This window comes from Chitinophaga nivalis (assembly GCF_025989125.1).
GTDB lineage: Bacteria > Bacteroidota > Bacteroidia > Chitinophagales > Chitinophagaceae > Chitinophaga > Chitinophaga nivalis.
In genome coordinates this window covers 862,276-887,190 of the sequence record NZ_JAPDNR010000001.1, presented here as the reverse complement: position 1 = coordinate 887,190, position 24,915 = coordinate 862,276, and the positions used below count along the sequence as shown (strand labels likewise).

At 48.0% G+C, this 24,915-nt stretch carries 19 protein-coding genes and 1 riboswitch; of the genes, 16 read left to right on the top strand and 3 right to left on the bottom strand.

The genetic code is table 11. From position 1 onward, the window contains the following. Positions 1 to 21 precede the first annotated feature (21 nt). A complete protein-coding gene (locus OL444_RS03710) occupies positions 22 to 504 on the bottom strand; it encodes a lipocalin-like domain-containing protein (RefSeq protein WP_264734579.1) in 483 nt (160 codons plus the stop codon). 132 nt (positions 505 to 636) lie between these two features. Further along, positions 637 to 746: riboswitch (TPP riboswitch) on the top strand. A gap of 51 nt (positions 747 to 797) precedes the next feature. Here OL444_RS03710 and thiS point away from each other — a divergent pair. The 7 genes from thiS to thiH all read left to right on the top strand — a co-directional run bounded on the left by thiS (position 798) and on the right by thiH (position 6,809). Next, positions 798 to 1,001, top strand: coding sequence for a sulfur carrier protein ThiS (gene thiS, locus OL444_RS03705; protein ID WP_264734580.1), 204 nt, complete (start codon positions 798 to 800; stop codon positions 999 to 1,001). A gap of 82 nt (positions 1,002 to 1,083) precedes the next feature. Further along, a complete protein-coding gene (thiC, locus tag OL444_RS03700) occupies positions 1,084 to 2,940 on the top strand; it encodes a phosphomethylpyrimidine synthase ThiC (protein ID WP_264734581.1) in 1,857 nt (618 codons plus the stop codon). Between the two features lie 14 nt (positions 2,941 to 2,954). Continuing rightward, on the top strand, positions 2,955 to 3,545 hold the full coding sequence (locus OL444_RS03695) for a thiamine phosphate synthase (RefSeq protein ID WP_264734582.1): 591 nt from the start codon (positions 2,955 to 2,957) through the stop codon (positions 3,543 to 3,545). Continuing rightward, entirely contained in the window at positions 3,521 to 4,273 is a 753-nt protein-coding gene (locus tag OL444_RS03690) for a hydroxymethylpyrimidine/phosphomethylpyrimidine kinase (protein WP_264734583.1), read from the top strand. The genes OL444_RS03695 and OL444_RS03690 overlap by 25 nt, the downstream gene beginning before the upstream one ends. Continuing rightward, a complete protein-coding gene (locus OL444_RS03685) occupies positions 4,270 to 4,902 on the top strand; it encodes a thiamine phosphate synthase (RefSeq protein WP_264734584.1) in 633 nt (210 codons plus the stop codon). Before OL444_RS03690 ends, OL444_RS03685 begins: the two co-directional genes overlap by 4 nt. Further along, complete coding sequence (locus OL444_RS03680; protein WP_264734585.1) at positions 4,890 to 5,663, top strand: thiazole synthase; 774 nt, start codon at positions 4,890 to 4,892, stop codon at positions 5,661 to 5,663. Before OL444_RS03685 ends, OL444_RS03680 begins: the two co-directional genes overlap by 13 nt. A gap of 27 nt (positions 5,664 to 5,690) precedes the next feature. Beyond that, positions 5,691 to 6,809, top strand: a complete 1,119-nt coding sequence (gene thiH, locus OL444_RS03675; RefSeq protein WP_264734586.1) for a 2-iminoacetate synthase ThiH — start codon at positions 5,691 to 5,693, stop codon at positions 6,807 to 6,809. 420 nt (positions 6,810 to 7,229) lie between these two features. Here the strand turns inward: thiH and OL444_RS03670 are convergent, their stop codons facing one another. Beyond that, positions 7,230 to 7,694 carry a ferritin-like domain-containing protein gene (locus tag OL444_RS03670; protein ID WP_264734587.1) on the bottom strand — a complete coding sequence of 155 codons (465 nt, stop codon included), beginning with the start codon at positions 7,692 to 7,694 and terminating at the stop codon, positions 7,230 to 7,232. A gap of 264 nt (positions 7,695 to 7,958) precedes the next feature. Here OL444_RS03670 and OL444_RS03665 point away from each other — a divergent pair, with 264 nt between their 5' ends. From OL444_RS03665 to OL444_RS03625, 9 genes are all read left to right on the top strand, one after another. Continuing rightward, a complete protein-coding gene (locus tag OL444_RS03665; RefSeq protein ID WP_264734588.1) occupies positions 7,959 to 8,111 on the top strand; it encodes a lmo0937 family membrane protein in 153 nt (50 codons plus the stop codon). A gap of 225 nt (positions 8,112 to 8,336) precedes the next feature. Next, positions 8,337 to 9,053 carry a ferritin-like domain-containing protein gene (locus tag OL444_RS03660; RefSeq protein ID WP_264734589.1) on the top strand — a complete coding sequence of 239 codons (717 nt, stop codon included), beginning with the start codon at positions 8,337 to 8,339 and terminating at the stop codon, positions 9,051 to 9,053. 35 nt (positions 9,054 to 9,088) lie between these two features. Beyond that, positions 9,089 to 9,925 carry a ferritin-like domain-containing protein gene (locus OL444_RS03655; RefSeq protein ID WP_264734590.1) on the top strand — a complete coding sequence of 279 codons (837 nt, stop codon included), beginning with the start codon at positions 9,089 to 9,091 and terminating at the stop codon, positions 9,923 to 9,925. A 90-nt stretch (positions 9,926 to 10,015) separates the two neighbouring features. After that, positions 10,016 to 11,173 (top strand): esterase-like activity of phytase family protein, encoded by a 1,158-nt coding sequence (locus tag OL444_RS03650; RefSeq protein WP_264734591.1) that lies wholly within the window; start codon positions 10,016 to 10,018, stop codon positions 11,171 to 11,173. 38 nt (positions 11,174 to 11,211) lie between these two features. Further along, complete coding sequence (locus OL444_RS03645) at positions 11,212 to 11,670, top strand: copper resistance protein NlpE (RefSeq protein WP_264734592.1); 459 nt, start codon at positions 11,212 to 11,214, stop codon at positions 11,668 to 11,670. 108 nt (positions 11,671 to 11,778) lie between these two features. Then, a complete protein-coding gene (gene susR / locus OL444_RS03640; protein WP_264734593.1) occupies positions 11,779 to 13,380 on the top strand; it encodes a SusR family glycan utilization regulator in 1,602 nt (533 codons plus the stop codon). A 396-nt stretch (positions 13,381 to 13,776) separates the two neighbouring features. Next, on the top strand, positions 13,777 to 16,725 hold the full coding sequence (locus OL444_RS03635) for a SusC/RagA family TonB-linked outer membrane protein (protein WP_264734594.1): 2,949 nt from the start codon (positions 13,777 to 13,779) through the stop codon (positions 16,723 to 16,725). 27 nt (positions 16,726 to 16,752) lie between these two features. Next, positions 16,753 to 18,306: a RagB/SusD family nutrient uptake outer membrane protein gene (locus OL444_RS03630; RefSeq protein ID WP_264734595.1), complete on the top strand. Its 1,554-nt coding sequence runs from the start codon at positions 16,753 to 16,755 to the stop codon at positions 18,304 to 18,306. Positions 18,307 to 18,444: 138 nt separating this feature from the next. Further along, positions 18,445 to 20,910, top strand: a complete 2,466-nt coding sequence (locus OL444_RS03625) for a glycoside hydrolase family 31 protein (RefSeq protein WP_264734596.1) — start codon at positions 18,445 to 18,447, stop codon at positions 20,908 to 20,910. A gap of 165 nt (positions 20,911 to 21,075) precedes the next feature. On the opposite strand, the gene OL444_RS03620 is transcribed toward OL444_RS03625, so the two are convergent. Continuing rightward, complete coding sequence (locus tag OL444_RS03620) at positions 21,076 to 24,915, bottom strand: glycosyl hydrolase family 18 protein (RefSeq protein WP_264734597.1); 3,840 nt, start codon at positions 24,913 to 24,915, stop codon at positions 21,076 to 21,078.

Here is a 24,915-nt window from a genome sequence, read left to right as displayed (position 1 = left end):
GTACCCTATGCTAAGATGACATCAGAAACTTCTCCGGTATCTTTCGGTATAGCCTTCTGCAGCCTTTACCGGAAACAATACCAGGGAGGTATCAGATAATTCTTTAATGATGATGGTGTCGATCATAGCAGAAGTATCTTTTACACCTTCCGAATGATTCCACAGCAATAAGGTGTCGTGGGTCACCTGCCATTTCTCATAGATCAATGTGTACATGTTGATGGACCTGGCGGTACCATTCTTCCGTAACTGAAAACCCTGCATCTCTTTCTCCAGGCCGGCCACAGGTTGTATCCACTTTCCTATGAGTCTGGCAGCATCCACATGCACCGTATCTGCCACAACAGCTACACTGTCTGTTATACCGATACGGCTGCTGTCTGCTACCACTATCAGGCTGCTGTCGTGCAACATATCTTCTTCCGGTACTTTATGATCTTTGTTCACCCGGTCTCCGCATGCTGACATAACTACCAATAAACAAGGGAAAATGAATCCTTTCATACGTTAAAATTACAAATTTCAAATTACGAATTAAACACAACAGGTAACACATATCAGATAATATAAATAATGTTGATGCCCAACACGATCTGATTCTTTATTTGACATTCCTGATTTTTATATTACTTTTACCCCTCACTTTAGGGGTGTTTATTTATTGGTACGCTGATAAATAAGCTGAGATGATACCCTCAGTACCTGAAGCAGTTCATACTGCCGTAGGGAAAAGTAACTGAACCTTCTTCATCTTTCCACATCCTTAAAGTTTATTGTTCACTTAAATTCCTGTCAACATGGAAGTACATGTAAACAATAAACTTTATGCGGTGCAGCCGGGAATAACGATTGCTGCACTCTTACAGTTTATTCAACTCTCTGCACTAAAAGGCATTGCGGTAGCTGTCAACAACCAGGTAGTACCTAAGTCTTCCTGGGAAAACCAATCATTGTCCGCAGCCGACAACATCACTATCATCCGTGCTACGCAAGGAGGATAGGCAACCATTTTATTTTTCGTGTATCCGTTTCCGTAGTTAGCTATTACGGAACCATTATTTCTATCTGCAAAAAACCATCTACATGCAACAGCAACCTGCGGCCATTAGTCGCGCTCCTTTTCCTGCGTCTGAAAAAATATATATCAACGGACAACTACATCCGGTACGCGTAGCCATGCGCCGTATTACACTTACAGCAACACGCCTGCATGGTAAAAACGGCGCCGCCACTCCCAATGCGCCTGTAGTGGTATATGATACCAGCGGTCCTTTTTCTGATCCGGCAATATACATCGATGTAACCACCGGTATTCCCCGCGTTCGCGAAGAATGGATCACCGGCAGAGGTGATGTGGAACAGCTGCCGCAATACTCCAGCGCCTATGTACGGCAGCTATCGGAAGAAGGTGGTAAGATGCCCCGCATGAGCAGCATAAAAAAGCCTTTGCGTGCAAAGAAAGGCCACAACGTATCTCAACTGCACTACGCTAAAAAAGGGATCATCACGCCTGAAATGGAATACATCGCTATCCGCGAAAACCAGTGTGCCGATCAGCTGTTTGAGCAAAATAATCCTACGTGGCACCAGCATAAAGGCCACAGCTTTGGCGCCAACACACCCGTGAAATATATTACACCGGAGTTCGTACGGGAGGAAATCGCCGCCGGACGCGCCATTATACCCGCCAACATCAATCATCCGGAAAGCGAACCTATGATTATAGGCCGCAACTTCCTGGTAAAAATAAATGCCAACATCGGCAACTCTGCGGTTACCTCCAGCATTGAAGAAGAAGTAGAAAAAGCCGTGTGGTCCTGCCGCTGGGGCGCTGATACCATTATGGATCTCAGCACCGGCAAAAACATTCACGAAACCCGCGAATGGATTATCCGTAATTCACCTGTACCTATTGGTACCGTACCCATTTATCAGGCACTGGAAAAAGTAAATGGTAAAGCAGAAGCACTCACCTGGGAAATATTCCGCGACACCCTGATTGAACAGGCAGAACAAGGCGTAGACTATTTCACCATCCATGCCGGCGTACTGCTGCGGTATATACCGTTAACGGCTAAACGAACCACCGGTATTGTATCCCGCGGCGGCTCTATTATGGCCAAATGGTGTCTCTCGCACCACCGGGAAAACTTCCTCTATACGCACTTTGAGGAAATCTGCGAAATCATGAAGGCCTATGATGTTTCCTTTTCTTTGGGTGATGGTCTCCGGCCCGGCAGCATCGCCGATGCCAACGATGCCGCCCAGTTTGCAGAACTGGAAACCTTGGGAGAGCTGACCAAAATCGCCTGGAAACACGACATACAGGTAATGATAGAAGGCCCCGGCCACGTACCCATGCACCTTATCAAGGAAAACATGGATAAGCAGCTGGCGCAGTGCCATGAAGCACCATTCTATACCCTCGGCCCTTTAACGACTGACATCGCGCCTGGTTATGATCACATCACATCCGGTATCGGCGCAGCCATGATTGGCTGGTTTGGTACTGCTATGCTGTGCTATGTAACCCCGAAGGAACACCTGGGCTTACCCAATAAAGAAGACGTACGGCAAGGCGTTATTACCTATAAAATCGCCGCACATGCTGCCGACCTGGCCAAAGGTCATCCGGGCGCACAGCACCGCGATAATGCCCTCAGCAAGGCACGTTTCGAATTCCGCTGGGAAGACCAGTTCAACCTGTCACTCGATCCCGAAACAGCCCGTGCGTATCATGATGAAACCCTGCCGGCGGAAGGCGCCAAAATTGCCCATTTCTGCTCCATGTGCGGACCTAATTTCTGCTCCATGAAGATCACCCAGGAAGTGCGGGAATTTGCCAGCCAGCAAGGCATCGGAGAAAATGAAGCGCTGTTGGCAGGTATGGAAGAACAGGCTAAAACATTTGCCCGCCAGGGAGGAGAACTTTATCTGTAGTAACCGCCACGCGTATGATCTGGATTATCACAGCTGCAACAGCGGTAAAAGAAGAAGGTACTATTATCACGCACCTGCTGGAAGCGGGCGCCGACCGGGTGTTACTCCGTAAACCCGGATGGGATGCCAGCCAGTACAGCCAACTGGTGACACAGATATCACCTGCTTTTTACCATCGGCTGATCATCCGGGATCAGGTGGATGTTTGCCACCAATATGGATTAGCAGGCATACACTGGAGCGGAGCCGCCCGGCAACAGGTAACACCGGCACAGGTATCACCACAGCTACAACATAGCACAGGGATACATGACACGGCCGACATCCCCTTACTGGGGCCTCATTTTTCCACCTTGTTATTAAGTCCGGTTTTCAACAGTATTTCCAAACCGGACTACAAGGGGCAACATGCGCAAACCTTAACAAACAAAGGCCCGCACCAGGTTTTGGCACTGGGCGGCGTAGATGCACATAATATCAGACAAATAAAACAATGGCAATTCGATGGCGCCGCCATATTGGGCGCCATCTGGCAGGAGCCGGCCCAAGCAGTGGAACACTATTACCGTATACAGGAATTATGGAACAAGAGCGACCTTATGTGATGAGCTTTGCCGGCCTGGACCCCAGCGGGGGAGCAGGACTACTGGCAGATATCAAAACCTTCGAACAACACCGGGTAAACGGGCTGGGCATCTGCACAGCGATTACCGTACAAACCGCCGACCGTTTCCTGTCGGTGGAATGGTTACCTACTGCTCAGATCCTGGCACAGGCCACCCCACTGTTAAACAGCTGTACCGTACCATATTGTAAAATAGGGATTATGGAAGATGTATCAGCCTTGCAGACGGTTGTACGGGAACTGAAACAACTGGTACCAGACATCCGTATCATCCTCGATCCGGTACTCAAAGCATCGGCAGGTTTCACCTTTCACGACAGCATCCGGCAACAGGCCTGGAAAGAGCTGCTGGCCGATATTTACCTGCTTACGCCCAACTACGATGAGGCGTTGGCGTTAGCCGGCCATACGGACGGGGAAGCTGCGGCAAAAATATTGTCGGACTCCTGCGCCGTATTGCTGAAAGGAGGCCATCACCGGCAACGGCCCGGTTACGATACCTTATTTACCGGCGCCACCACACATGTGATACCGCCCGGCCATGCACAGGTATTTCCCAAGCATGGCTCCGGATGTGTCTTATCTGCCGCCGTCACAGCCGGACTGGCAAAGGGCTTATCACTACCTGACGCCTGCCATCACGCCAAAGCCTATACGGAAAAGCTGTTAGGCAGTAACCCATCACTCACAGGATATCATTATTTATGACCAGCACCTTACACTACATATCACAAGCACCACATACCGACAACATTCTCGCTGCCTGCGATGCCGGCTGCAAGTGGATTCAGCTGCGTATCAAACACGAAACACCGGAAAATATACTGCCGGTGGCAGCAGCTGTAAAGAAAATCTGCGACCGCTATCAGGCTACGCTCATCATCAATGACCATCCGCAGATAGCCGCTGCCATAGATGCTTCCGGCGTACACGTAGGACTCAACGATATGACAGTAGCCGCAGCCAGGGCGATCGTCGGCGACAACAAAATCGTTGGTGGTACGGCCAATACCCTGGCAGATATTCTTACGCATGCAGCACACGGCGCCAACTATGTAGGCGTGGGACCATTCCGGTTTACAACGACCAAAGAAAATCTTAGCCCGATACTGGGCTTATCCGGATATACGGCCATCATGCAGGCGCTGAAAGAAAAAAATATAGCCATTCCCGTTATTGCTATCGGCGGCATTCTGCAGGAAGATATTCCGGCGCTGATGCAAACAGGCATTTATGGCATTGCTACCAGCGGCCTGATTACCCATGCGGCCAACAAACAACCGCTCGTAGCTGATATTTATAACCTGGTAAACAAACAAGCAACATGGAACCATTAATCATAGCCGGCAGGCAGTTTTCTTCCCGCTTATTTACCGGCACCGGAAAATTTTCTGCGGCATCCATTATGGAAGCGGCGTTACTGGCTTCCGGTTCTGAACTGGTAACCGTAGCACTCAAACGGGTGGATATGGATAATAAGGCAGATGATATGTTGCAGCACCTGGCGCATCCGCATATCCACCTGCTACCGAATACCTCCGGTGTAAGAACGGCGAAAGAAGCTGTGTATGCCGCACTGCTGGCACGCGAAGCCCTGGAAACCAACTGGATTAAACTGGAGATACATCCGGACCCGCGCTACCTGATGCCCGATCCGGTAGAAACACTCCAGGCAGCCACCGAACTGGTAAAGCTAGGCTTTGTAGTATTGCCTTATGTGCATGCGGACCCCGTGCTGTGTAAGCGGCTCGAAGAAGTGGGTACCGCAGCCGTCATGCCGCTGGGATCACCTATCGGCAGCAACAAAGGATTAAAGACACTCGACTTCCTGGAAATCATTATTGCCCAGAGTAATATTCCGGTTATTGTGGATGCTGGTATTGGCAGTCCTTCGCAGGCTGCGCAGGCCATGGAAATAGGCGCCAGCGCCGTGCTGGTGAATACCGCCATCGCTGTTGCAAAGCGCCCCGTAGAGATGGCTGCAGCCTTCAAAGCAGGCGTGGAAGCCGGCCGGATGGCCTATGAAGCAGGATTACCGGCCGTTAACACGCGGGCCATTGCTTCCAGTCCGTTGACCGCTTTCCTGGAAGAAGCATAAATTATTGATCACCATTAATCCGCCAACATGTTTAAAAGCATATTTGAGCAGTATGACTGGGACACGGTAAAAGCAGGTATCTATGCTAAAACATCGCAGGATGTGGAAGAAGCACTACATAGCAGTCACCGTACCATCGATGATTTTGCCGCATTGATATCACCGGCTGCAGCGGCCTATCTGGAGCCAATGGCGGCCATCAGCCACCAGCTTACGCTACAGCGCTTTGGGAATACCATGCAGTTGTATGTGCCCTTATATTTATCCAACGAATGCCAGAATATATGTACCTACTGCGGGTTTAGCCTGGATAATAAAATCAGGCGGAAAACCCTGACACCTGCAGAGATATTGCAGGAAACAGCAGCCATCAAACAGATGGGATACGATCATGTGTTGCTGGTAACAGGGGAGGCGCATCAGCTGGTAGGTCTGGACTATTTCAAGAAAACCTTGTCGTTGCTGCAGCCGCACTTTGCCAATATTTCCATGGAGGTACAACCCATGGACGAAGCAGATTACCGCGAACTCGCCGCCATGGGGCTGCATGCGGTACTGGTATACCAGGAAACCTATCACCGGGATGACTATAAAAAACATCACCCGAAAGGCCGGAAATCCAGTTTCGACTACCGGCTGGAAACCCCCGACAGACTGGGGCGGGCAGGCATCCACAAGATGGGACTGGGCGTACTCATCGGACTGGAAGACTGGCGGACAGATAGTTTTTATACTGCCCTGCACCTGCAGTACCTGGAAAAAAAATACTGGCAAACCAAATACAGTATTTCCTTTCCGCGGCTACGTCCCTTTTCAGGCGGCTTAGCTCCCAAGGTAGAAATGCGCGACCGGGAACTGGTACAACTCATCTGTGCCTACCGTTTATTTAACCAGGAAGTTGAATTAAGTATTTCTACCCGCGAAGAAGAACGATTCAGAAATCATATAATCCGCCTGGGTATTACCACCATGAGTGCCGGCTCCAAAACCAATCCGGGTGGCTATGTAGTAGATCCGCAGTCGCTGGAACAATTTGAGATTTCTGATGACCGGAGTGCGGCGGCTATTGCGGAGATGTTGCGGCAGCAAGGATACGAGCCGGTATGGAAAGACTGGGATCAGGCTTTCTCTCCTGCATCCTATTAAAAACAAAACCAGCGACCGTAGGCCACTGGCTGTTTTTCATGGAGGTTAAAAATATTACAAGGTGTACTTCTCTTAGTCTGAAATAAAGATAACATTGTCATCTAAATAAAAAAGGGCGAAGCAAAAACTGAACAAAATGAATAAACGAGCATATTTTGAACAATAGCCCGCTTGCAGGGTGCTCCGGATATGCATGCTTAACGATAAACAGTTCCGTTTTATTATAAAAAAAGGGCTGCTTCAAAAGACATAGAAGCAGCCCTGTACCGAAAAATCCCGTAATTGCCATATTACTTATTAAGATAAGTATGATTGGAATACCAGTTCCTAAAAATAGGATGGTAATCCCGAACAACCATGTCCGTCACAACATTGAACAAAAAGAACAGCACCCGCACAAATGCACAGAATGAAAAGTGATCACGAATGATTTACTTTTGCAATATCCCGGTATGATTTAATCGTATCATGTGCATTCTTCAACACATCTTTTTGTTTACTGATCAATTCACGTATCGCAAAGGGCATCGACACCTCACTCTTCAGCGCATCCACATAGGCCCGTTGAATCACATCTTCTCCATACTCGCAGGAAGACAATACCGATTCCCGGTCGTTACCAGTGAACAATCCTTTTACATCCATCCAGGTACGATATAGTTTACCGGCAATGGTATCTGTTGTAGCGGTTTCGGCTCCCTCTGCGGACAGTTGTGCATTGAGTTGCGCTGCGTTGCTTTCACTATCTGCTATTAATTGTTTGAATAACACACTAAGGTCTGTATCATCCGTAGCGGCAATGGCTTTTTTATAACCTTCCACACGATCGTAATTCAATTTTACGAGATCTCTTAATAGCGAACTGAGTTGCTCCTGTTGTAACATAATTCAATAAATTTTATGGTTATTGTAAATGGTTTTTCACTATATAATAATATCATTTCCAAAAATGCATCCATTCTGTACAACCCTTTGTAATAAAGGATTTACAAGTATTTCACCATTTTTATTTCCGTGCTATTTCTTCCCGCATGGGGGAGAACCTTCCACAATTGCATCCATCAACAACCCTATTATTACTGCTATATCAAACGATTACAGCATTGGCATAGAATTTCCAGTTACATATGTGAATCAAAACTTAATATCATGAACAGTCTTTTGTATTTGATAGCCGTTATTCTGATTATCGGATGGTTACTTGGATTCTTTGTTTACTCTGCCGGTGCACTCATACATGTTTTGCTGGTACTGGCGATTATAGCTGTATTAGTAAATATTATCCGGGGCCGCGCCTTATAGCGGCCTCTTTGCCAACAGAAAAATATTAAAAGCCAGCTCCGGAGCCAATCTTTTATTACCTGCAGTCTGCTTCAAAAAAATATTATCTTTTTTAAAACCGGTTTTCATCAAGTCCCGTATATGCTCATCAGGTGTTTGCAAGTTTATCTGCCAGCACCCGTGAAACCCGTTGCTGTTCTATAACAGCGCAGTGTGATCTATTATTCTTCACTAAAAATTTATCTTATGGACTTGATGAAAACACCTTCTCCGGAAGAGGGTAAGAAAGTTATGCCCGGTTTGCATCGCCGGCATTTTCTCAAATACCTCGGCGCCGGCGCCTCCCTCGCTGCGATAGCTTCTTTTGCAGCTTGTAATAAAGATGATGATAACGATAATAATATAGGCGATGGCGTTAGTCTGGGTAGTGGCGACATTGCCGTACTCAACTATGCCTATGCACTGGAACAACTCGAAGCCGCCTTTTACACACAGGTGATTGCTTCCCAGTTTGCCGGCATGACCGCAACAGAAGTATCGTTTTTTACAGACATCCGCAATCACGAAATAGGACATCGCGAATTTTTTAAAGCAGCCCTCTCCGGGAACGCCATACCCGCACTGGAAGTTGATTTCAGCAAAGTTGATTTTGGAAAAAGAGATAGTGTGCTCGCTACCGCAAAAGCATTTGAAGACCTCGGCGTATCGGCCTATAATGGCGCCGGCCGGTTTATCTCCGCCACCGAAGCCGGCAAAACCTATCTGGGCCTGGCCGGCAAAATTGTGTCGGTAGAAGCCCGGCATGCCGCCTATATCCGCGACCTGATCTCCAATGGCTCTTTCGCCAATGCAGAAGTAATAGATGCAAACGGATTGGAAATGTCTAAAACACCGGCACAGGTTTTTGCCATAGCAGGTGGTTTTATAAAAACGAAGATCAATACAAACACGTTACCGGCATAATATCTCTTCTTCTTTCATCTGTTAAATCAACACATATGGATCTCTTCAATATTTTTCAGCAAATTGAAAAAATCGATCCGGAGGTATATAACAAACTGGATACACGCCGCCACGCCATGAAACAGTTTACCAACATTAGTGGTAAAATAGCACTGGCAGCTATTCCGTTTGCCCTGGGCAGTATGTTTAATAAAACCTATGCCCGGCAGGCTACCGGCACCAGTGTAAAGGAAGTGCTATCACTGGCCCTTACCCTGGAATACCTGGAAGCCGCCTTCTACAAAAAAGGACTGGAGACCACCGGACTCATTCCGGCCGAAGGCATAGGCGCTATTACCACCATCAGCAATCACGAAACGGCACATGTCAAGTTCCTGCAGAATGTATTAAGCGGTATGGGCGGATTCGCTGCCAGTCCTACTTTCGACTTCACAGCCGGTGGCACCTTTGCCACTGTTTTCAGTAACTACGATTTATTTCTGGCGCTATCACAGGCCTTTGAAGATACCGGCGTACGCGCCTACAAAGGCCAGGCCATTTACCTGGCAGGTAGCGGTGATGTGCTGACGGCAGCGCTCAACATCCACTCCGTGGAAGCAAGGCATGCAGCACACATCCGCTCCATGCGCCGGAGCCGAAACAAATTGGGCGCCGAAACAGTAGACCTGCGCCCATGGATCACCCTGAAACAAAGCGGTATTGCTACCAGCGCAGTAGACCCGGTATATGCCGGCGAAGAAACAACGGTGCAGGCGAATGTGAATATTTCAGCAATCAATAATATGGGCGATAAAAATGCATCCGAATCATTTGATGAGCCGTTAACCGGCGCACAGGCTGTTGCTATCGCCAGTTTGTTTATCAAATCCTGATGTATAGCACGAGTTGGTCAGATGGTATAAGGCTGGTTCTTCCGAACCGGCCTTTTTATTTGTATACACAGGATTTCCTAACTTGCCGGCATGAAAAAATACTGGCTTTTGTGGGCTGTTCCGTTATTGTCAGGCATCATCAGTTGCAGCAGCACACGCAAAACAACCCAACCCGTTACCGGCATCGGTACCTTAAAATTTATCGGGCAATATACCCTTCCGCATGCGCTTTCTTTTAATAACACGACCGTAGGTGGCCTGTCCGGCATCGATTATGATGCTGCCCGCCAGCAGTACTACCTGATCTGTGACGACCGCTCCGAAAGAAATCCGGCCCGGTTCTACACCGCTAAGCTTTATTTTTCTGCCACTGCTTTTGACAGTGTAAAAATCACGGGGGTCACCACTTTACGGCAACCAGACGGAACTGCCTACCCTGACTTTAAAACCAATCCCGCGCTTACACCTGATCCGGAAGCCCTGCGATACAATGCGAAAAAAAATTGTATGGTATGGAGCAGTGAAGGAGAACGGATTGTCACCGCTAAAGATACCCTGCTCACCAATCCCGGGGTATATGAAATCAGTCCGGATGGCCGTTATATAGATTCCTTTGCACTGCCGGCTGCATTTGCCATGCAGGCTGCTGAAAACGGGCCACGGCGTAATGGCGTATTTGAAGGACTGGGCTTTACACCAGATTATAAAACAACACTGGTAAGCCTGGAAGAACCCCGGTACGAAGATGGACCCAGAGCAGGTATACACGATACTACCGCCTATACGCGCATCATCCGGTATGATAACCGCAGCCGGCAACCGGTAGCGCAGTATGCCTATAAACTGGAACCGGTAGCACATCCGCCTACACCTGCCAATGGCTTTCATGTAAATGGTATTGCTGATATACTGGTTTTGTCTGACCATCAGCTGTTAAGCATTGAACGTTCTTTTTCCGTTGGCGTAAAAAACTGTACTATTAAAGTATTTCTTACCAACCTCTCCGGCGCTACCGATGTAAGTCATATTAACTCCCTGCAGCAGGATACCCGTTTTAAACCCGCTACCAAAACCCTGTTGTTTGACTTCTCGGTTTTAGGCAGGTATATCGATAATATTGAAGGCGTCACCTTTGGTCCGCGGCTGCCCAACGGCCAGCAAACACTTGTGTTTGTAGCAGACGATAATTTTTCTCCGGCAGAAGAAAGCCAGTTTTTCCTCTTCGCCCTGGTTCCTGAAAAACAATAACCCCGGCCGCCTGTTATAGTTAGTGTAAACCATTTGTTATGAAATACTTTCATTTACTATTGGTAAGCATCCTTATAACAGCCTGCCGGCAGGCAGGTACCTCCTCCAAAACCGCCCTCTCTTCCGCTTCCGCCGACACGGCCACCTGGGTAACCTTTACCGGCACATTGCCTTGTGCAGACTGCAGCGGTGTGGTGACCAGCCTTACCCTCCATATGCAGCAGGAGGAACCAGACTTCCAGTTCAGGATGAAAGAAATATATCAGGGGCTGAAATCCGGCCGCGACGAAACACTTACCAGCGAGGGCACCTATAGCATCTTACGGGGCAATGCCGCCAATCCGGATGCCACCATTATCCAGCTCAATCCCGACAAAGACAAAAACCTGCAACGTTTCTTCCTGCGGGTAGGGGACCAGGAACTTAAACAGCTGGATAAAAACCAGTTACCCATAGAAGGTTCACTCAATTACAGTCTGAAAAGGGAACCCTCCTAAGCTGATCCGGCTTTACCAGGACATCTGCTTTCCGGTTGTATTATATCAAAAAAGTCGCTTAAATTTAGCGCTGACCACTATCAGTTTTATCATCCGGTTTATCAATTTATGAAGCGTGTCCTTGGCTGTCTGATCTTACTCATGACCTTTGCTGTTTCCATGTATGGGAAAACTCCTGCCGACAGTTTATTGCAGGTACTCCACCGTACTATCGAAAAGGCGCCGGCCTATGACGCGCTCAAAATGCGCAGTATTGATAGCATCAGGCATTCCCTGCACGCGGCGGGTAATGATCCCCACCAGCGTTTCCGGGTGTATGAGCAGCTGTATGAAGCATACAAGGTATTCAGCTTCGACTCTGCTTTCGTATATGCGCAGCTGTTGCAGCAGCTGGCGGCCGGTATGCACGACCCCGTACTGATAACGGATGCCCGGATAAAACAGGGGTTTATCCTGTTATCTTCCGGGATGTTTACCGAAACCGCAGCCTTCCTCAACAACATTGATGTCACCGGCATGCCGGATAGTATCCGTACCCGGTTTTTCCTGATGAAGAGCCGCTTTTACTATGACCTGGCCGACTATAGCCAGGACCGGTTTTACACACCTATATATATCAGCCAGGGAACCGCCTATGTGGATTCTGCCCTGCAGTTACTACCACCCGGCTCTTTTGCCTACCAATACAATAAAGGATTACAGTATTTCAAAAAGGGTAACCTGCCGGCAGCACTGGCCTGTTTTCCCAACCTGGACCAACCCGGGCTGAACGACCGGCAGCTGGCTATATCTGCCTGTACCCTGGGCTCCATCTACCTCGCTCATCATCAGACCGATACGGCTATTATGCTGATGACCCGGTCGGCTATTGCAGATATCCGGTCATCTACCAAAGAAACCATGGCCATTTATACCCTGGCCACTTTATTATTTGAACGGGGCGATATTAAAGACGCCTCTCATTTTATAGAAAAGGCCATTGCCGAAGCCGTATTCTATGGCGCCCGGCAAAGGAAAGTACAGGTAAGTAGTATTTTACCCATTATAGAGCAGGAACGGATCAATACCGCCGAAGAAAGAACCAGATCATTACTGATCTATGCCTTCTTTGTGACCTTATTGCTGATAGCCGTAATTGTGCTGGCGGTAACCGTATTCCGGCAGGTGCGGAAGTTGAAGGCTGCCCAGCGGATTATTACAGCCGCCCATCAGAAACAGCAGGAAATCAACAATCAACTGGTAGAAGCCAACCGGATTAAAGAAGAATATGTAGGTTATTGTTTCAACACCAATGCCGGCTATATCCACAAAATTGAAAAGATTAAACAGGCCCTCGAACAAAAAATTGCGGACAATAAACCCGGTGAAATAAAATTCGTGGTGAATAATATTAATATCCGGCAGGAGCGGGAAGAACTATTTACCAACTTCGACCGGGTGTTTTTGAAGATATTCCCGCATTTTGTCACTGCGTTTAATAGTTTGTTTGATAAAGACAACCAGGTTGTTTTAAAAGAACACGAATTACTGAATACCGACCTTCGGATTTTTGCCCTGATCCGTTTAGGCATTTCCGATAATGAAAAAATTGCCCAGATTCTGGAGTACTCCGTGAACACCATTTATGCCTATAAAACCAAAATCAAGAAGCGGTCCCTCGTCCCCAATGAGGCCTTCGAAACCCATATTATGGAGATCAAAGCCCTGTAAAAAACGGTGATATAGCCCCACATATCATCCATATATATAAAATTTATATTTGTTTCTAATGAATTAATAATCAATATATTAATAATTATATCTTGATAGTTTTTTCATTTATTTTCTATATTTAGCCTGTAAAAGTTGTTGACCAGGTGATTGCTTTTTTACTTTGACGGATGCAGGGGGCATACCCAACACGTTTATAAAGAAAAACTAAACAAACCGCTGCGATAAATTAAGATAAGATCGATCCACGTAAAACTGATAGTTAATAAATCCACGTTGCTCAAAATGCGAGACTTCTTTCATTTCACGGCGACCGTCCAATGTATTGATTACCGAAAAACAGTCTAAATCCACGAGAACACAGAGCCGTTTAAAATGGCTCCTAAAATCCACATTATGACCAAATCAAGATTACTTCCCTGTCTTTTTCTGGGCATGCTCCTGTTGTTAGTGCAAGCCATCGCCACCGCACAGAGTAAGACCATTACCGGTAAGATCACCGACGGCAATGGCAGTGCCATCCCCGGGGCTTCCGTTCAGGTAAAAGGCACCCGAACCGGTACCATGGCAGATGCCGAAGGCGTATTTAAAATCAACCTGCCAACCGGCGCCACTACCCTGATCGTTACCTTCATCGGCTATACGCCGCAGGAAATCAATGTTGCCAACAAAACCACAGCAGACGTAAAATTATTACAGGAAAACACCAACCTCACCGACGTAGTGGTGGTAGGGTATGGTACGACCCGTAAGAAAGATGTTACAGGCGCCATCGCCCAGATCAAGGCCGGCGACTTCAACAAAGGTATCACCACCGCCCCGGATCAGCTGATCCAGGGTAAGGTGTCGGGCCTCATGGTATTGAACAACAGCGGCGCTCCCGGCGCAGCGGCCACCGTACGTATCAGGGGCGTATCTTCTGTACGTTCCGGCAACCAGCCCCTGTATGTAGTAGACGGCGTACCCCTCGACGGACGGGTAGCCCGCCCTTCCCTCAACGCAACAGGCCTCGGTATTACCCCCGATGCCAACCCGCTGAACTTTATCAACTCCAATGATATTGCCTCCATGGATGTATTGAAAGATGCCTCCGCCACCGCCATCTATGGCTCCCGTGGCGCCAATGGGGTGATCATCATCAGCACCAAAAAAGGAACACCCGGCCCCACCAGGCTGGATGTAAGCTACTCCGTAGGTATGAGCAACATCATGAAAAAACTGGATGTACTCAATGCCGACGAATACCGCACCGCCCTGAAACAATACAACCTCACCGGCGACGGCGGCTCCAGCTCCAATGGTATGAACAGCATCCTCCGCACCGGCGTTACCCAGAATGTGGGCGTAGCCATCAGCGGCGGCAATGAAAACAGCCGTTACCGGGCTTCCTTCGGCATGCAGGACCAACAGGGCATCGTCCGGAAATCAGGATTGAAAAAATATACGGCTACCCTTAGCGGTCAGAATAAATTCCTCGACAGCAAACAACTGGGTATTGACTACAACATCATGGCAGCCAAAACCATTGAACAGCTGGCGCCCATTACCAACGATGCCGGATTCACCGGCAGCCTGGTAGGGCAGGCCCTCCAATGGAACCCGACATTGCCACTCAACAATCCCGATGGCTCCCTGAATATCCTGGCCAATGGTAAACCCGTGAACCCGCTGGCCATGTCGGAAGCTTTTGATGACAAAGCCAGCATCAGCTATATACTCGCCAGTATCTCCCCTTACTTCAAATTCAACGATAACTGGGAATACCGGATGATGTACAGCGTCAACCACCAGACCGGACAACGCAGGGCTTCTATCGCTTCTTTCATCAACCTGAATGATATACAAGGCCTTGGCGCCGGTTTATACAACACGGCTGAATTAACCACAGAACTGTTTAATAATACCCTGAGCTACAACAAGCAGGTATCTTCCGCGCTCAACCTGAGCGCCATGGTGGGTTTTGAGTACCAGAAATTTTCCTACTCCGGAGTGAATGTCAGTGCCAAAGGATTTCCGACCAACGCCGTGGATTATACCGATATCCTCCAGACACCTACCCAGGCCAATACCACCCTCAGTTCCTTTCGCAATCCCAGCTCAGAACTGCAGTCGTTCTTTGGCAGGGTAACCCTGAACTTCCGCGACAAATACCTGGTTACAGCAACCATGCGGGCAGACGGGTCCAGCAAGTTCGGGTCCAATAATCGTTACGGCTATTTCCCTTCCTTCGCTGGTAAATGGAATATCAGCAACGAAGATTTCATGAAAGATGGTAAATTCTTCAGCAACCTGGGATTACGTGTAGGCTATGGCGTTACCGGTAACCAGGAATTTCCGGCAGGGGCGGCACAGGCCCAATACGGCTTCACCGCCAACGGCAATGCAAGTCTCATTAACGTACCCAACCCCGACCTGAAATGGGAAAGCTCCAAACAGTTTAATGCCGGCGTAGACTTCTCCATCCTGGATAACCGGTTGTCCGGTACCGTGGATTATTTCTTTAAAAACACCACCAATCTGTTATTCAGCTTCCCGGCCATCCAGCCGGCGCCTGCTTCCAACTACTGGATCAACTTACCAGGTAAAGTCATCAACAGCGGGGTGGAACTGTCTTTGAAAGGAGAGATCATCCGCAGCAAAGACTGGAACTGGCGCCTGGGCGTTAACAGCACCTTCCTGAAAAATGAAATGCGTAATTACGAAGGCCCACCCGTACTCACCGGCTCTATCAGCGGCCAGGGTGTTTCCGGTGCTACCGCCCAGAGGCTGGCCAACGGCTACCCTTTAAACACCTTCTACCTGCGCAAATTTGAAGGCTTCGACGACAAAGGCAACAGTATCTATGCAGAAGGTGGTAAGCTCTATTATCTCTCCAATCCGAATCCAAAAGTATTGCTGGGTATCAATACCGAAGTGAGTTATAAAAAATGGGTATTAGGCGCCAGCGCACACGGTGCCTTTGGTTTCGAAGTGTATAACAATACCGCCAATACCGTATTGCCGATCGGTAACCTCGGCTCCAGGAACATCGCCAAATCACTGGTGGGCAATGGAGAAGCGCTGACCAACTCACCCGCAGCCTCCTCCCGCTATCTCGAAAACGGCAACTTCCTGAAACTGGATAACGTAACCCTTACCTACAACATCGGTAATGTGGGTAAAGTGTTAAAGAATGCGGCCGTTTATGTAACCGGTCAGAATCTTTTTGTGATTACCCGGTATACCGGATTTGATCCGGAAGTGAATACCGATAAAAGTGTGAATGGAGTTTCTTCCTTTGGTATTGAGTATTCTCCGTATCCAACTGCCAGAAGTGTGATGTTCGGTATCCTGTTTTCACTCTAGGTCTTCCTTCATTTAAAACTTAACATGATGATCGCTAATATAACCCGCACCTTTCTGGTAATAGCCGGCTGTATAGGATTTACCGCCTGCAACCTGAATGAAAATCTTGGTTCCACCCTGACCAAAGGACAGGCCGATACCATTATCAAGGCATCCCAGCTGTTGCAAACAGCTTATAATAATCTGCAGCTGCCTTACCAGGATTTCTCCCAGACCTGGGGCATGTGTGAAATGACTACAGATGCAGCCTTAGGCCCCACCCGTGGCGGCGACTGGGACGACAACGGCGTATGGCGCGAACTCCACGAACACAAATGGACACCGGATCATGCACATATCCAGAAAACATTCAGTACCCTGCTGCTGGAGCAATTCAGTGCTACCAACGTACTGAGTTTCAAGCCTACGCGATCACAAGAAGCAGAAGCCCGCTTTTTGCGCGCCCTTTCCATGTTCAGCGTACTGGATCTTTACGGCCAGGTACCTTTCCGGAAACCGGATGATAACCTCCTGAATGCACCCGAAGTATTAAAACCACAGCAGGCCGTTGATTTTATCATCGCAGAACTTACTGCCATTATTCCGGCACTGGCAGAATCTTCTAAGATACCGGCTTATATCGCCAGTAAAGATGCGGCGCGTTTTCTGCTCATGAAAATGTACCTCAACAAGGGGGCTTTCCTGAATAAACAAACACCTACTTTTACCCAGGCAGATATGCAACAGGTGATTAAACTGGCAGATGAAATCAGCGCCAGTGGTACTTACCTGTTGGCCAACAACTACTATGATAACTTTGCCCGCGATAATGATGTGGTATCCAAAGAAAATATTTTCACCCAGCAGAACGGGCCCGGTATCAGTACCGCAAGAGGAGATGCCAACAATGTATTTTGCAGATGGATGTGTACCCTCCACTACAGCCAGGATCCAGGCGGATGGAATGGTTTCACCACCTTATCTGACTTCTATGATAAATTCGAAAAAAGTGATACGCGGCTGGGCGGCAGCTATCCTAATCTGACCGCACTGACCGGACTCAAAACCGGATTTCTCGTAGGACAACAATACGATCAGAATGGCAATAAGATCCTCGACAGAAGCAACAGACCACTCATCTTTACCAGAGAAGTGGAATTAAGGGCTTCCGGTTCCCAGGTGGAAATGTCTGGCATCCGCGTCGTGAAATACCCACCGGATCTGATTACCACAAAAGATTCGAAAAGCACCAACAACGCCAGTAACGATTTCGTGTTTTTCCGTTATGCAGATGTATTGCTAATGAAGGCGGAAGCCTTACTGAGAAACGGCGATGGCGGAACAGCGATCGGTATTGTTAATCAGCTTCGCACCAAACGTGGCGCCACCACGTTTGGCACGCTCGACCTGAATAACCTGCTGGACGAAAGAGGCCGGGAATTATTCTGGGAAGGCTGGAGAAGACAGGACCTGATTCGTTTCGGTCAGTTCCTGAAACCCTGGCAGCTGAAACCAACAGACGATCCGAAGTACCTGTTGTTCCCCATTCCTACCAGCGATCTGGCTGTCAATAAAAACCTGGTACAGAATCCAGGCTATTAATTTTTGTTACCGGGAGACGGTTCTATTAACCCACCGTCTCCCGGTAAATTCAGTTACTGCAATACCAGCTGTTCCGGCATCATCAGGCATTATGTAAATAGTGCCCGGGTATTTTTTGCGCTTAAATCAATGATAACCATGTATAAAAAAGTTCTGCCTGCACTATCCGCCTGGCTGTTATGCACCTGCTCCATATTGGTGGTGCAGGCACAGCAGCCCGTTAAACCAACGGGAAAAGTCAATACCGTCAACGTATCGGGTCAGCAGATAAAAATCCGTACGGAAAATACCTTTGCGGAAATCACGGTATACAGTCCCGCTGTGATCCGCATCAGAATGGACCAGCAACCACTATTACCGGATTTTTCCTATGCCGTTATTGCCCGGCCTGCCGACACCCGCGTACAGGTCTCGCAAACGGATCAGGAAATAAAAATCAGCACAGACTCCCTGCAGTTAAGGGTAGCCAAAAATCCTTTTTCCGTTCATTTTTTCACCCCTTCAGGGGAAGTCATCAATGAGGATGAATCCGGGTTAAATACTTCCTGGATAGGCCCTGCTGTTACTACCTACAAAAAGATGCAGGAAGGCGAACGGTTTATTGGCCTGGGTGAAAAAACCGGTAACCTCGATCGTAAAGGAGAAGGCTATACGAACTGGAACTCCGATGTATTCGGATATGCTACCAACCGGGATCCTATTTATGCCACCATTCCTTTTTACATCGGCATCCATCACAGGATCAACTATGGTATCTTCTTCGACAACAGCTTCCAGAGTGATTTTAACTTTGGCGCCAGTAATAACCGGTTTTCTTCTTTTGGCGCCAGGGGAGGAGAGATGAACTACTATTTTATTTACCATACCCGGATGGCAGATATTATCACCTCCTATACAGCGCTCACCGGTCGTATGCCCATGCCCCCGATGTGGAGTCTGGGATACCAGCAAAACCGCTATAGCTACTATCCGGATACGGAAGTACTGCGCATTGCCCAAACGCTGCGTGAGAAAAAGATTCCGGCAGATGGTATCACGCTGGATATTCATTACATGGATGCCTATAAACTCTTTACCTGGAATAAAGAACGTTTTCCCAATCCCCGGCAACTCAGTGACCAGCTGAATAAGATGGGTTTTAAAATTACCGTGATCGCAGACCCGGGCATCAAAACAGAACCCGGATATGCCGCTTATGAAAGCGGGAAGCAGGAAGACATCTTCCTCAAATACCCTGATGGCAACTATTACACCGGACAGGTATGGCCGGGCTGGTGTCACTTTCCGGACTTCACCAGCGTAAAAGGACGCAACTGGTGGAAAGATCAGGTAAAATCGTATATGCGTGCCGGTGTGAGCGGCATCTGGAACGATATGAATGAAATAGCCACCTGGGGCCAGAAAATGCCCGACAACGTATTATTCAATTACGAGGGCCATCCTATCACCCACCTCCAGGGGCACAACCTCTATGGATTGCAGATGGTACGCGCCAGCTATGAAGGCGCCCGCGAAGCACTGCAGCAACGCCCGTTTATGCTTACCCGGGCCGCCTATGCAGGCTCGCAAAGATATAGTGCCATCTGGACCGGCGACAACCGGGCGGAGGAAGATCATATGTTGTTAGGTATACGCCTGCTGAATAGCCTGGGGGTAAGTGGCATGCCTTTTTCAGGTATGGATATCGGTGGCTTTACCGGCAATCCTACAGTAAGCCTGTATGCCCGGTGGATGCAGATCGGCGCCTTTATTCCGTATTTCAGGAACCATACCGGCATCAATACCAAATCTGCCGAACCCTGGGCCTTCGGAGAAGAAGTACTGGAAATCTCCCGCAACTACATCAATCTGCGTTACCGCCTCTTACCTTATCTGTACAGTACCCTGCACGAAGCCACGCGTACAGGCATGCCCGTTATGCGCACCCTCGCACTCAACAACACCTTTGATGCACAGGTATACGATACCCGGTATCAACAGCAATACGGTTTTGGCGATGCATTGATGATTGCTCCCTTTGAGAGTACCGCTGCATTCGGGCAGATCTATTTCCCTGCCGGCAAATGGTATAACCTGTACACAGATAGTATGACCACCGGATCACAGGCGGTCATTTATCCGTTGAGTATCAAAACACTGCCGGTATTTGTAAAGGAAAGCAGCATCATTCCCATGCAATCGCTGGTACAGTCTACCGCTGAAAAACCAGGCGATACCCTCTTCCTGCATCTGTACAAGGGTGATCAGCACAATACATTTGTATACTATGAAGATGACGGACAAAGCTTCGATCATGAGAAAGGGGTATTTTATCAGCGAGCGATCACTTATACTCCTGCCGATAAAAAGCTCACCCTGGAAAAGGTAACCGGTAGTTATCCTGCCAGGTTCCGTTATATCAAATTGCTGCTGCATGGGTTTCCTGCGCGGGAACGTATTACCGTTAACGGTAGTAGCATTTCCCTACAGGCAGCCGCTTATGCATTTCTGTCACCTATTTCCCGCTTTGATCCGCAGGGCTCTTTTGTTCCTGCCGATAGCTGCCTCGTTCAGCAAGCTGTTTTCCCTAACCATCAACAGTTTATCAACGTGGATTTAGAGTAAGTAACGGCCCCCTGGTTTGGCCGGGGGGCCTTCCTTATATCCCGCACACCGGCGGAATATGAAACTTCCTCCATCAAAATTTTAACCTGCCATCAGCCAGGATATAAAAAAAGCGAGCCTCCAGTAACGGAGGCTCGCTTTTTTTCTTGTTATATACCTATGCTCTTACATCCTGATTAATTTGGTGCTGGTCACTTTACCTGTTTTCTGGCTGGTTACTTTAATAATCCAGGTACCGGTTGGCACCTTGCTTACATCCAGTCTTACAGGCTGAGCGCCTTTTGCATTGGCAATATGCACCTGTTGTAATACTGGTGCATGACCTTGCAGGCTTACTACTTCAATCAGCAGTTTTTCGCCTGGGTTGCCATCTACTTTTAATTGCAGATCGTTACCGTTTACAGGGTTCGGATAAACGATCAGTTTTTCCAGTCTGGCATCTGCTGTATTGGTTAATGCAGGTGCTTTAGCAGCATCAACAGCGGAAGAAGCGGAAGTTGAAACAGCTGCAGCGCCACCAGTACATGCTCCCAGTGGATTCCACCACCATGAAGCAGAACCTGGTGTTACGTTGTACAGGTTATCGGCCAGACATTCGTAGAGGTTATTGTTGTATACAACTTTTTCGCCTCTGTTGTAGATTTTCGGATAAGGCTGATAAGCGGGTACGCCTGCGCAGTTACCACCGCCACCATTTACAGTGATGCTGATAGCAGGAGAAGTACCTGTTCCGCCGCTATTGTCTGTTGCTCTGGCAGTAAGGCTGTAAGTGCCAGCTGCTACACTGCTCCAGGCAAAGCTATAAGGTGCGGAAGTATCAGTACCCAGTAAGGTGCTGCCATTAAAGAATTCTACTTTTACCACGTTACCGTCATTGTCAGTAGCAGTAGCTGCGATGTTAACAGTTGCTGGTGCTGTGAAAGTAGCGTTGTTGGCAGGAGAAGTAATGTTTACTACCGGATTGGTATTGTTGGTAGCATTCACTCTAACTGTAACAACAGTAGAAGTACCTGTAGCGCCTTTGTTATCGGTAGCTACTGTGGTGAGGTTATAGGTACCTGCTGCTACGTTGTTCCAGGTATAAGTGTAAGGTGAAGTACTATCTGTACCCAGTAAGGTGCTGCCGTTAAAGAACTGCACACGGGTTACAGAACCGTCAGGATCACTCGCAGTTGCCTGGATGTTGATGCTGGCAGGTGCTACATAGGTAGCGTTATTGGCAGGAGAAGTAATGCTCGTTACCGGCGGTTTATTAACGGTAGTACCACCAAAGAAGTATTCGTAATAGGTATTCGCAAATTCATCATTATTTACCTTATCCCAGTTAACAGACCAGGTCATGATACCTCTAACTCCTGGGTAACCGGCTGGTTTGCGCAGGGTATAGGCACCACCGAAGGTTTGTCCTTTGATCAGGTAATCCAGTGCTTTTTTCACGTTGGCAGGAGTAGTATAACCGCCACCAGCTGCTCTGGAGGAAGCAGGCAAACCAAAGGCTACCTGATCTTCACGCAATGCAGGGAAAGTTTTTCCGGTACCGGATACAGGGAATCCTTGCAACAACATTTCTGTCATAGAAACGATGAAGTCGGAAGTAGTCTGGCCATAGATGCCATTATCCAGTCCCATTACAGAACCGGTATTATAGTATTGTGTATGGATGAAGGTCAGTTCTGAACGCAGCGCATAGATTACCGGCAGATAAGCACCTACCAGCGGAGCGTAGTTAGAACCGTAAGCGGTTTGTACATAGTAAGTTTCAGGAGCCATTGTCAGCCAGCCGTTTTTACCCAGCCCTTTACGATAGCTCAGTACTTCTTTCACACCTGCAATGAGGTTTACTACTTTCGGTGTAGTTGGATTGGTGAAGTCATTGTCGCCATTGTTCAGTTGCAGGTTAGCACCACCTTCCAGGTCAATATCAATACCATCGAAATTGTATTGATCCAGTAATCCTTTCAGGGAAGTGATGAAGGCTTGTTTCTGTGCTGCTGAAGTCAGATCCAGGGAACCGGTTTCGCCACCGATAGACAGCAATACTTTTTTACCTTGTGACTGGAGGTACTGTACATCTGCTGCAAATGCGGCAGGAGTCGTATTTTCAGGTACAAAGTTCAAAGTAGCCTTGTCTGTTCCGCTCATCGCAAATGCAATCTGAATAACATTGTATTTAGGGTTTACATCACGGAGAGGAATATACGGAGAAGCATCTGTTGGTGATCCCCAGTTCTGCCAGTAACCAACGATTACTTTACCGGAATCTCTGATAGGACCACTACCTACTGAAACGCTTACAGCGGAGGAAGTAGTAGAAGCGCCTTTATCGTCTGTAGCAACAGCCGTCAGGGTATAACTACCCTGGCCAACGTTTGTCCAGCTATAGCTATATGGAGCTACGCTGTCTGTAGCCAGTACAGAGGTGCCATTGTAGAAAACTACTTTTTTTACTACGCCATCTGTATCACTGGCAGCAGCTGTGATATTAATGGTAGCAGGCGTAGTATAGGTAGCATTGTTTGCAGGAGAGGTAATGCTCACTTTAGGAGACTGGTTACCAGTACCGCCAGCGGCGAATGTTTCATTGATTTTATTTACCAGTGGGTGACGGGTGTTAGGGCAGAAAATCAGTTTGCCTTTAGGCACTGTGGAGGAAGTCATGTTTACCATGTCTCCGTATACCTGCCATACAATCGTACCTGCCAGGTTATTATCTTTAATATACTGTGCTTTTGCAGCTACAGAACGCTCATTATCATAACTCAGGAAATATTTACCATTGGTTTTGTATGGCACCTTTGCCACATCATCCCAATATTCCGTCCAGCCGGAACCACTGCCTGTGTTATTCACGATATAGCTATAGCTGGGGGTACCATCCCATACGTCTTTAGCCCAGTTGGTATAATCCGCACAGGTTTGTATCGGACCATCCGGCTGAACCGTTTCAGGACGTTTGGTAGTAGGACCGTTTAAGGCAGCATTGCCGGTAGTGATTACACCACGGCCATAGAAAGGAGCGCCCAGGGTTACTTTGCTCAGGTTAACACCCAGTGTACGCAGTGCTTTGGTAGCAGCATCCAGGGAGAAGTTGTTGTACTCAGCACCTGGATAATCGTATAAAGGAGAGTTGTGTCCTGCTTTGTTTGACCAGCCACCGTTAAAGTCGTAGGTCATGATGTTGAAGTAGTCAAATGAATTGTTGAGCCGGGGCCAGTTGAAACCCTGCAATTTAGCCGGAGCAGCGGAGAAGCAGGAAGTCAACAGTTTGTTAGGTCCGATGGCTTCACGTACTTTTTCTGCCAGTGTCGCAAAGTTGGTATAGTCGGCAGCGCTGTAATTTTCGATATTCATACCGATATCGTTGGGGTATTCCCAGTCGAAGTCGATACCATCAAAACCCATGGCAATCAGCTCTTTCACACCAGCAATGAAGCGGGCGCGTTTAGCTGTATCCTTTGCCATTTCAGGGAAGTGTTTACACATACTCCAGCCACCAATAGCTGCCAGTACTTTCACACCTTTCTGATGGGCCAGGTCGAGCAGGCCGGGAGCACCGCCCTGTTTAGGAACAGACAACGGGAAAGAACCGGATTTACCGGTGTTTACGTTGGTCCATCCACCGCCTGAATTGCGGTAGCCCAGGGAGTAGGCATAACTGTTATCTGCAACGTTATACAGCACATCCAGTTCGCCGTAAAGCAAATACAGATCCCAGCTGCTATAGATATCTGTATTCAATAAAGCGGCAGGTTGTTGTACAGCGCCTACCTGATAGATATTTTTGTTCCGGTAATCTCCGCTGTGTAACGAACCGTCTACCGCTACACCGAAGAATGAAAAGTTAAGAATTGTGTACTGTGAATAATCCAGGTTCAATTGGTTGTAACCACCTAATGGAACGGTTCCTGCCACATTTTTCCAGGCGTCCCACTGGGTAATATAGCCAATTACCTGCTTGTTGTGTTGCTTTGTAGTGGCCGCTACAGGCGGGCTTACCTGTGCCAT